Annotated in this window: 6 protein-coding genes; all 6 read left to right on the top strand. The window is 69.0% G+C overall.

Translation table 11 applies throughout. The features are described 5' to 3' along the window. Positions 1-1,298, top strand: a 1,298-nt coding sequence (locus AD428_RS22335) for an aldehyde dehydrogenase family protein (RefSeq protein WP_053246633.1), incomplete at its 5' end; no start/stop codon positions are given. Between the two features lie 145 nt (positions 1,299-1,443). Next, entirely contained in the window at positions 1,444-2,286 is an 843-nt protein-coding gene (locus AD428_RS22330) for a transporter (protein WP_235491075.1), read from the top strand. Between the two features lie 38 nt (positions 2,287-2,324). Next, a complete protein-coding gene (locus AD428_RS22325) occupies positions 2,325-3,512 on the top strand; it encodes an amine dehydrogenase large subunit (RefSeq protein ID WP_053246631.1) in 1,188 nt (395 codons plus the stop codon). After that, on the top strand, positions 3,509-3,964 hold the full coding sequence (locus tag AD428_RS22320; RefSeq protein WP_235491074.1) for a MauE/DoxX family redox-associated membrane protein: 456 nt from the start codon (positions 3,509-3,511) through the stop codon (positions 3,962-3,964). The genes AD428_RS22325 and AD428_RS22320 overlap by 4 nt, the downstream gene beginning before the upstream one ends. Before the next feature lie 85 nt (positions 3,965-4,049). Beyond that, entirely contained in the window at positions 4,050-4,688 is a 639-nt protein-coding gene (gene mauD / locus AD428_RS22315) for a methylamine dehydrogenase accessory protein MauD (RefSeq protein ID WP_053246630.1), read from the top strand. Then, positions 4,672-5,193, top strand: coding sequence for a methylamine dehydrogenase light chain (locus AD428_RS22310; protein ID WP_053246629.1), 522 nt, complete (start codon positions 4,672-4,674; stop codon positions 5,191-5,193). Before mauD ends, AD428_RS22310 begins: the two co-directional genes overlap by 17 nt. Positions 5,194-5,251 lie beyond the last annotated feature (58 nt).

The raw sequence follows: 5,251 nt of genomic DNA, 5'->3' as shown, positions 1-5,251 counted from the left end.
GCGCCTGCGATGCGCCGGCGTGGCGGGACCTGCTGCCCGCGGACCGGGAGCGGCTGTTGCTCAGGCTCGCGGACCTGGTCGAACGCCACGGCGAAGCGCTGGCGCGGCTGGAGACGCTGAACAACGGCAAGCTGCTGTCAGTGGCCCGGGCGCTGGAAGTGGGCGCGGGCGCGCAGTGGCTGCGCTACATGGCCGGCTGGGCGACCAAGCTGACGGGCGAGACGCTGGGCCTGTCCATCGCTTTCCCGCCGGGCGTGAAATACAGCGGCCACACGCTGCCCCAGCCCGTGGGCGTGGTGGCGGCCATCATTCCCTGGAATTTCCCGCTGCTCATGGCGATCTGGAAGATCGCGCCGGCCCTGGCGGCGGGCTGCACCGTCGTGCTCAAGCCCGCCGAGGAGACGCCTCTGACCGCGCTGCGCCTGGCCGAGCTGGCGCTGGAGGCGGGCTTTCCGCCCGGCGTGGTGAACGTGGTGACGGGGCGCGGCGAGACCGCGGGCGCCGCGCTGGCCGCGCATCCCGGCATCGACAAGATCGCGTTCACGGGCTCCACCGAGGTCGGCAAACGCATCGGCCATGCCGCCATGGACGGCATGAAGCGCGTCTCGCTGGAGCTGGGCGGCAAGTCGCCCGTGATCGTGCTGGACGACTGCGACGCGGACCGCGCGGTGCAGGGGGCGGCGGCGGCCATCTTCTTCAACCAGGGGCAGGTCTGCACGGCGGGCTCGCGGCTCTACGTGCAGCGGGCGCTGTATGACAAGGTGACCGAGGGCCTGGCTGACCTGGCCGCGGGGCTCGCGCTCGGATCGGGCTTCGACCCCGCGACGCAAATCGGGCCGCTGGTGTCGGCCCGCCACCAGCGCCGGGTGCTGGACTACATCGGCATCGGCAAGGCCGAGGGCGCGCGTGTCCTGGCCGGCGGCGCGGCCGTGGACGGCGAGGGATATTTTCTGCGGCCCACGGTGTTCAGCGAGGCGCCGCCCGCGGCGCGCATCCTGCGCGAGGAGATCTTCGGCCCGGTGGTGGTGGCGCAGCCCTTCGACGATCTGGAGGAAGCGGCGCGGCTGGCCAACGACAGCGATTTCGGCCTGGGCGCCAGCATATGGAGCAACGACCTGGCGCGCGTGCAGCGCCTGATTCCGCGGATCGACGCAGGCACGGTCTGGGTCAACACGCACAACATGCTGGATCCCAACATGCCGTTCGGCGGATTCAAGCAGTCCGGCATCGGCCGCGAGCACGGCCGCGCCGTGATCGAGATGTACCTGGAGAAGAAATCGGTTTGCATCGCTTACTAGGGCCCGGCGGCGCGCCGCGAGGCGCAGCCGGACCTCGCGCGCGGCGGGAAGGACAGAGCCGGGACCATATCGGCGTCCGCTGCGCGCGGCAACCAAGGGGAAGAGCATGGCAGGCAGGAACTATCGCCGGGCCGGCGCAGGCGCAATGCTGCTGGCGGCCGGGATGGGCGCCGCCGGGCCCGCCTGGGCGGGCGATCCGAGCGCGCGAGACTGGATACCGGCGCCCGTGGGCACCAATATCGTCGCCGGCTATCTGGCGGGGTTGAGGTCGTCGGGACTGTACGCGGAGGGCGAGCGCGTGCACGGCGCGTCCGTGGATGTGAACGCGCTGGTCTACCGGCAGATGCACTACCGCGAGTTTCTCGGCAAAACGGTGCAGCTGGAATTCATCGTGCCCATGTACCGCACCTCGCTCGATCTGCCCGGTACGCCGGAGGACCACATGTCCGGCGTGGGCGACGTCACGCTGGGCACGGCGGTCTGGCTCTACAACAACGAGCAGACCAGGACCTGGTTCGCGTGGGAGCCCTTTGTCGTCGCGCCGGTCGGGCGCTACGACGGTTCGCGCCCCGACGTGTCGCCGGGCAAGCACCGCTGGTCCACCATCCAGGACTTCGCGTTCGTGCAGGGCGTGGGCAAATCCACGTTTCTGGAGGCGATCGCCGAGGTTGAGATCTACGGCCGCAATTCCGACTGGTACGGGCAGCGCCTGAAAAAAGACCCGTCGCTGCGCCTGTTCGCGCTGGTGTCGACCAATTTCACCGACAGCACATACGGCGGCATCCGCTACCGCTACGAGACGGGCGGGCGCGAAACCGTTTCCGGAGAAACGGTGACGACGCGCGGACGCAATCACCAGCTGGCGCTGGAGCTTACGCACCAGATCAACGACGCCAACCAGGTACAGATGCAGTACATCCACGACCTGAAGGTCGAGAACGGGCCCCGCATGCGCGGCGTGCAGATGCGCTACGTATACGCGTTCTAGTTCGAGCGAGGAAGGGAAATGAGACCAGGAGAATACCGATGAAAGCGCAATGTGCCACGATACGCGCGCGGCGGGCCGCCTGGGCGCTGTGCGCGGCGCTCGCCGCGGCCGGCGCCGCGCGCGCCGAGCTGCCTGTGGAGCGGCTGCAGGGAGGCGCCCGCCTGCCCGAAGCGACGCCGCACCGGCTGTATGTGATGGATGCGGCCTTCAACCATCTGGTGGACAGCCGCGTCAATCTCTACGACGGCGACACGCTGAAGTTCCTCGGCCTGGTGCCCACCTCGTTCAATGGGCACATGACCGTCTCGGCCGACGGCAAGGACATCTTCGTGATGACCACCTACTACGAGCGGCTCAACCGCGGCAAGCGCACCGACGTGGTGGAGGTATGGGACGCGCAGACCCTCACGCCGAAGTACGAGATCGCCATACCCGGCAAACGCGCGCAGGCGCTGAATTACCGCAACTACTTCCGCCAGAGCGCCGACGGCGAACTGCTTTTCGTGCAGAACGCCACGCCCGCCACCTCGGTGTCGGTGGTGGACCTGAAGGCGCGCAAGTTCGCCGACGAGATCACGGCGGTGGCCGGCTGCTGGAGCGTTATCGTGCTGCCGTCGCGGCCGCGCAGCTTCGCCAGCATCTGCGGCGACGGCACTCTGCTGACCGTGGATGTGGGCCCCGACGGCAAGCCGGCGGGCCAGGCGCGCAGCCAGCCCATGTTCGACGTGGAGAAGGACCCCATCTTCATCCACACGGAGAACCTGGGCGACACGTTCTACTTCGTGTCGTTCAACGGAAACGTCTACAGCGCGGATTTCAGCGGCCGGGAAGTCCGCTTCGGCGAGCCGTGGTCGCTGCTTGACAAGTCCGGCAAGGACCAGGGATGGCGGCCGGGCGGCTACAACGTACTGGCCGTGAACCGGCAGCACAAGCGCCTGTACGTCGGCATGCACCCGAACGGCGCGGAAGGCTCGCACAAGACGCCGGCGGCCGAGATCTGGGTGTACGACCTGGCCACGCACAAGCGCCTGGCGCGGGTGCCGGGCAGGAACGCGCTGTCCATGTCGGTCTCGCAGGACACGCAGCCGCGCCTCTACACCATCGACGGCGGCAACGTGAACGTCTACGACGCGGGACCGGCCGCGCCGGTGCTCAAGGGCACCATCCAGGCCGCGGGCGAAACCGCGCTGCAGGTCGAGCCGCAACCCGCGGAAGGCCAGCCATGATCGACCCCGTCCTGATCCATGCCGCGAGCGCGGCGCTGGCCTGCGTGCTGCTGCTGGGCGCAGTGGAGAAGCTGCGCGATCCGCAGCGCTACGCAGCCGCGGTCGCGGCCTACGGCATCCTGCCCGCCTTGACGGGCCGGCCTTTCGCATACGCCTTCGTGCTGGCCGAGACGCTGGCCGGCGCGCTGCTGCTGGCGCCTTCCACGCGGGCGGGCGCCGCCTGGCTGGCCCTGGCGGTGCTGGCTGTGGCCACCGCGGCGCTGGCCGTCAATCTGCTGCGGGGGCGCCGCGACATCGATTGCGGCTGCGGCGGCCCGGCTTCGCACGGCATGGGCTTGTCATGGTGGCTGGTCGCGCGCAACGCGGTGCTGGCGTGCTGGGCGCTGCCGGCCCTGACGCACGGCGCGGCCGCGCGCTGCAGGGCGCCGACGCCGCGGCCGTGGCGGGTCTGACCCTGAGCGCGGTGGGGCTGTACTACACCGCCAATCACCTGATTGCCTCGCATTTCAAGTTGCAGCATTTATGAAGGAGTCTTCCATGGAAGCCTTGGTTATCTCGAATTTCCTGTTGTGGGGCGTGATCCTCTGCCTCGTGCTGGCGATCCTCGCGTTGTCGAGGCAGATCGGCGTGCTGTACGAGCGTGTCGCGCCGATGGGCGCGCTGACCATGGACAAGGGCCCGGCCGTGGGCGAGCCCGCGCCGCGTTTCGAACTGCCGGACCTGCTGGGCCGGCGCGTGGCCATCGGCGCGGGCGGGGCGCAGAGCCAACTGCTGTTCTTTCTCTCGCCCACCTGCCCGGTGTGCAAGAAGCTGCTGCCCATCCTGAAGTCCGTGGCCGGCACCGAAAGCCGCTGGCTGCGCATCGTGCTGGCCAGCGACGGCGAGATGCCCGAGCACCTGGCGTTCTACCGCCAGGCGGGGCTGGAGCGCTTTCCCTATGTGCTGTCGGCCGAGCTGGGCATGAAGTTCCAGATCAGCAAACTGCCCTACGCGGTGCTGATCGACGAGACGGGCGCCTTGCGCGCCAAGGGCCTGGTCAACTCGCGCGAACAGCTCGAGAGTCTGTTCACCGCGAAGGAGCTGGGCGTGGCCTCGGTGCAGGATTTCCTGGCGGGCGGCGCCATGGACGAAATGCGCGTTTCGCGCGAGGAGAACGGCAATGCGCTGGCTGGATAATCTGGGAGAGCGCGCGGCGCGCTCGATGGCGCAATCGACTTCGCGTCGCAGCGTCCTGAACCGCATCGGCAAGGCGCTGGTGGGCACGGCCTTTCTCATGCCCGTGCTGCCGGTGGCGCGTTCGGCGCCGGCCGGCGGCAAGAAGCCGCAGACCGACGAGACTGCCTGCGATTACTGGCGCTACTGCGCGGTGGACGGCTTCCTGTGCTCGTGCTGCGGCGGCACCATGACGTCATGCCCGCCGGGCACGTCGCCGTCGGCCGTGTCGTGGGTGGGCACCTGCCACAATCCGCTGGACGGCAAGGACTATCTCATCAGCTACAACGACTGCTGCGGCAAGACCGCCTGCGGCCGGTGCATGTGCTCGTCGGCCGAGCGCGAGCGGCCCGGCTACCAGATGTTCCTGCACAACGACGTGAACTGGTGCATGTCCAACGAATCGTCCATTTTCCACTGCACGACTTCCGTCGTCGTGGGACTGGCCAAACCCAAGCCGAAGCCATGAACGGACGGCGCGCGCGCCTGCCGGTATGGCGGGGCTGGGCCGCCGCGTGCGGCCTGGC

The organism is Achromobacter sp. DMS1, from assembly GCF_001270295.1.
This window is presented reverse-complemented; position numbering and strand designations above follow the sequence as displayed.